This window comes from Phenylobacterium sp. (genome assembly GCF_030654915.1).
In the GTDB taxonomy this organism is placed as follows: domain Bacteria; phylum Pseudomonadota; class Alphaproteobacteria; order Caulobacterales; family Caulobacteraceae; genus Phenylobacterium.
In genome coordinates this window covers 1-4,475 of sequence record NZ_JAURWM010000221.1, presented here as the reverse complement: position 1 = coordinate 4,475, position 4,475 = coordinate 1, and the positions used below count along the sequence as shown (strand labels likewise).

Here is a 4,475-nt window from a genome sequence, read left to right as displayed (position 1 = left end):
GGCGACAACGCCGAGCTGGACGTCGAGCTGATCACCCCGATCGCCATGGACCAAGGCCTGCGCTTCGCCATTCGTGAAGGCGGCCGCACCGTCGGCGCCGGCGTCGTCTCCAAGATCGTCGAATAGGCGATCTGACACCTTCCTAACGATCAGGCCGCCGGAGAAATCCGGCGGCCTTTTTGTTGTCCCCCTTCTTGACTTGAGGCCTGCCCTCGGGCGGCTTGCGGCAGGGGGCTATGACCATGAAACTGTTTGGAATGATCGCGGCTCTAGCCGCGCTGTCAGCGACGCCGGCGCTTGCCGCGCCTGACCTCGCCAAGATGACCTCTGGCGAACTGACCGCCTTCACCAAGGCGATGCCCAAGGGGGGCGAGCTTCACAATCACGTCTCCGGCGCGATCTTTCCCGAGACCTTCCTGAAGTGGGCGGTCGAGGACGGGCTATGCGTGGATGTCGCGACCCTGGCCTTCCGGCCGCCCTGTACGCCGGCTGGAGATCTCAAGAGCGCGGCTTCCGTCCTCGCGAACGACGTCCTTCGTTCGGCGCTCTATGACAGTCTCTCGACACGCCAGCCGGGCTTCGGCGGCCGCTCGGGGCACGACCAGTTCTTCAGCGCCTTCAACCGCTTCGGCCTGGCCGGCGACAAGCGTCCAGGTGATGAGCTGGCCCAGGTGCTGGACGATCTGGCGCGGCAGAACACCTTCTATCTTGAGGCCATGGTGACGCCGCAGGCGGCCCCTGCGGTCATCCTCGGCGTGCAGGTGGGCTGGAAGGACGGAGACCTGGCCGCTCAGAAGCAGGCGCTCATTGATGCCGGGCTCGAGAAGCTGGTGGGGGCCGCGATCGCTCAGACCGACGCCCTGGAGGGGGCCGCGCGCGAGACGCTGAAATGCGGAACGCCGCAGGCCAGGCCGGGCTGTCAGGTGACCGTGCGCTATCTGGTGCAGACGAACCGGGTCGCCCCACTTGCCTCCACCTTCGCCCAGCTTCAGTTGGGCGTCGCCCTGGTCCAGGCCGACAAGCGCTGGGTAGGCCTGCACCTGGTGGCGCCGGAGGACCACCCCTCGGCGCTGGCCAACTACAGCCAACATATGAAGATGGTCGGTTTCCTGACCGAGCAGGGGCGGCTGGCGCCCGCGGCCCTGCATGCCGGCGAGTTGTCGTTCAAGTATGCGACCCCGGCGGATATGAGCTTCCACGTCGGTGAGGCGGTCCGTGTGGCGGGGGCACGCCGGATCGGCCACGGTACCGCCTTGCCGCACGAGGACGGCGCCGAGGCCCTGGCTGCTGAGATGGCCGCCAAGGGCGTGCTCGTCGAGGTGAACCTTACCTCCAACGACGTGATCCTGGAGGTGTCTGGCGCGCATCATCCTTACGCCTGGCTGCGGGAACGCGGCCTACCGGTAAGCCTGTCGACCGACGACGCCGGGATCCTGCGCATCGACCTGTCCCACGAATATGCGCGGGCCGCCGATGAAGGCGCGAGCTACGGCGACCTGAAGCGTTCGGCCCGGAACGCGATCGCCTATTCGTTCCTGGCGGGCGAGGGGCTCTGGACCGATCCGAATATCTACCGGCAGCCAGCCAAGGCCTGCGCCGGGCAGATTGGCGCCGAGACGCCGCGGCCGGGGGCCTGCGCGGACTTACTGGCGAAGAGCGACAAGGCCAGAGAGCAATGGCGCCATGAGCGGCTTCTCAAGGCGTTCGAGGCCGCTCGTAGATGACCTGGAGGTCATGACCCCGAATTAAGCTGACCCCTTCAGTGGCGGAGCCTACCGTCGCCGCAAGGTTGTTCAACAGAACGGAGAGGACCATGCGTCTTCCGATGATTGCGGCCAGCTTCGGCATGGTCTTCACGGCGAGCGTGGCGCAAGCCGCGCCGCCCAGGGTGGAGATCAAGGACGCCGTCGTCCGCGTCACCGTCATCCCCGAGGCCCGCGGAGACATCAAGGTCGAGTTCCTCTCCACGAACTCCAAGCTGCCGCTGCACATGCGCACCTCGAACGGCAAGGTGATGATCGACGGTGACCTCGATCGCAAGATCCGTAGCTGCGAGGGGCAGGGCGCCGGGGTTCGGGTCCAGGTGGCGGGCCTGGGCCAGGTCGCCTACGCCGATATGCCGCAGGTCGTCATCCGCACTCCGCGCGACGTCGACATCCAGACCGGCGGCGCCGTCTATGGGGCCGTGGGCAAGTCCACGAACATGGAGCTCTCCAACGCCGGTTGCGGCGACTGGATCATCGCCAACGTCTCCGATCAGCTCAAACTCACCCAGGCGGGTTCGGGCGACACCTTCACCGGATCGGCGAAAGGCGCCGTGATCCACGCGGCGGGGTCAGGCGATATCAAGACCATGGCCGTCAACGGCCCGCTGGAGATCAGCATCGCCGGCTCGGGAGACGTCCGCGCCGCCTCCGTTGAGGGTTCGCTCAATATCAAGGCCGCCGGTTCGGGGGACGTGAAGGTCGCGGCAGGCCGCGTGGACGCGATGAACGTCGCCGTGGCCGGTTCCGGAGACGTGGACTTCCGCGGCGTCGCCCAGACCCTGAAAGCCAGAATCGCCGGCTCGGGGGACGTGCGGGTCCGTGAAGTGAAAGGTGCGGTTTCCAAGACTATTATGGGTTCCGGAGCCGTCACGATCGGTTAAAGAGGCAGCTTCGGTCCTGGGCGGGATTCGTTGGCCGGCTTCTTGCTTCGAAAGTCGCAAGAACCGGGCATCCGGCGCCTCCCACCCTTGACGGAACCGAGTCGGGGACGTATAGACCCGCCTCCTGTTGGACCGGCTGTGTGCTTCGAAGCGATTTGAGGCACAGACGCGGTCCGCAGAACGGTCTGGGATCCGGTGGAAATCGGAGTTTCAGGACAGGGTCCACACGAGCAGTTCGTGCGGGCTCATCTCGTTTTTGCGGACTTACGCGTACGAATGTCTCCTATGAGGCGTTCGGGTTGGTCTTTGAAATGGTCAATGTCACGCGGACGTTCGTCGTCTGTAGGGGAAACTAAAGAGCGATATGGATCGTCAGAACATCCGCATCCGGCTCAAGGCCTTCGATCACCGCGTGCTGGACCATTCCACACGCGAGATCGTCAATACGGCTAAGCGCACCGGCGCGACCGTCCGGGGGCCTATCCCCCTGCCGACGCACATCGAAAAATTCACCGTCAACCGTTCGCCGCACATCGACAAGAAGTCGCGCGAGCAGTTCGAAATCCGCACGCATAAGCGCGTGCTCGATATCGTCGACCCCACCCCGCAGACCGTGGACGCGCTCATGAAGCTCGACCTGTCCGCTGGCGTGGACGTCGAGATCAAGCTTTAAGAGGGGATCGGTCGATGCGTACCGGCGTGATCGCCAAGAAACTGGGTATGGCTCGCTTCTTCGATGAAGTTGGCAGCCATGTGCCGGTGACCGTGCTCAGCCTTGAAGGCTGCCAGGTCACGGCTCATCGTACCCAGGACAAGGACGGCTATGTCGCTCTCCAACTCGGAGCCGGCGCCAAGAAAGCCAAAAACACCTCCAAGGGCATGCGTGGCCACTTCGCTAAGGCGGAAGTTGAGCCCAAGCACGAACTCGCTGAGTTCCGCGTGACCGAGGACAATCTGATCGACGTAGGCGCTGAGCTCATCGCCGACCACTTCGTGCCCGGCCAGAAGGTCGACGTCACGGGGACCACGGTCGGTAAGGGCTTCGCCGGCGCCATGAAGCGCTGGAACTTCGGCGGGATGCGGGCCACTCACGGTGTGTCCGTCTCTCACCGGGCTCACGGCTCGACTGGTCAACGTCAGGATCCGGGCAAGACCTTCAAGGGTAAGAAGATGGCTGGCCACCTTGGTCAGGAAACCGTCACCACCCTGAACGTCACGGTCTGGAGGGTCGACATTGAACGCGGCCTGATCCTCGTGCGGGGCTCCGTGCCTGGCACTGAAGGTTCCTACGTGAAGATCCGCGACGCGGTGAAGTCGGCACGTCCGGCAGAAGCTCCCGTCCCGGGCAGCTTCCGCAAGGCTGGCCAAGCGGCTCCGGTCGTTGAGGCTCCGGCGGTGGATGAAGCTCCGGCTGAAGCGCCTGAAGCTGGGGGCGAAGCACAGTAATGAAACTCGACGTCATCAAGCTCGACGGCGGGAAGGGCGGTTCGATTGAACTGTCCGACGCCATCTTCGGTATCGAAGACATCCGTGGGGACATCCTGCAGCGCGTGGTGACTTGGCAGCTCGCCAAGCGCCGCGCCGGCACCCACAAAATTCAAGTCCGCAACGAGGTCTCTCGTACGGGCAAGAAGATGTACAAGCAAAAGGGCACCGGCGGCGCTCGTCACGGCTCGCGTCGTGCGGCTCAGTTCGTCGGCGGCGCCAAGGCTCACGGGCCTGTCGTCCGCAGCCACGCCTTCGACCTGACCAAGAAGTTCCGCGCCCTGGCCCTGCGCCATGCGCTGTCGTCCAAGGTGAAGACCGGCTCGCTGGTTGTCCTGGACGC

General features: G+C 64.7%; 5 protein-coding genes and 1 pseudogene. All 6 read left to right on the top strand.

What is annotated here, in order from left to right:
- Nucleotides 1-126: pseudogene (gene tuf, locus Q7T84_RS11285) on the top strand (elongation factor Tu); the annotation flags it as partial.
- 116 nt (nt 127-242) lie between these two features.
- On the top strand, nt 243-1,724 hold the full coding sequence (locus tag Q7T84_RS11280) for an adenosine deaminase (protein ID WP_304808807.1): 1,482 nt from the start codon (nt 243-245) through the stop codon (nt 1,722-1,724).
- Between the two features lie 89 nt (nt 1,725-1,813).
- On the top strand, nt 1,814-2,647 hold the full coding sequence (locus Q7T84_RS11275; RefSeq protein ID WP_304808805.1) for a GIN domain-containing protein: 834 nt from the start codon (nt 1,814-1,816) through the stop codon (nt 2,645-2,647).
- A gap of 364 nt (nt 2,648-3,011) precedes the next feature.
- Nucleotides 3,012-3,320 carry a 30S ribosomal protein S10 gene (gene rpsJ, locus Q7T84_RS11270; protein WP_056730043.1) on the top strand — a complete coding sequence of 103 codons (309 nt, stop codon included), beginning with the start codon at nt 3,012-3,014 and terminating at the stop codon, nt 3,318-3,320.
- 14 nt (nt 3,321-3,334) lie between these two features.
- Nucleotides 3,335-4,093 carry a 50S ribosomal protein L3 gene (gene rplC / locus Q7T84_RS11265; RefSeq protein ID WP_304808803.1) on the top strand — a complete coding sequence of 253 codons (759 nt, stop codon included), beginning with the start codon at nt 3,335-3,337 and terminating at the stop codon, nt 4,091-4,093.
- A partial coding sequence (gene rplD / locus Q7T84_RS11260; RefSeq protein WP_304808802.1) for a 50S ribosomal protein L4 occupies nt 4,093-4,475 on the top strand: 383 nt, incomplete at its 3' end. The genes rplC and rplD, both read left to right, overlap by 1 nt.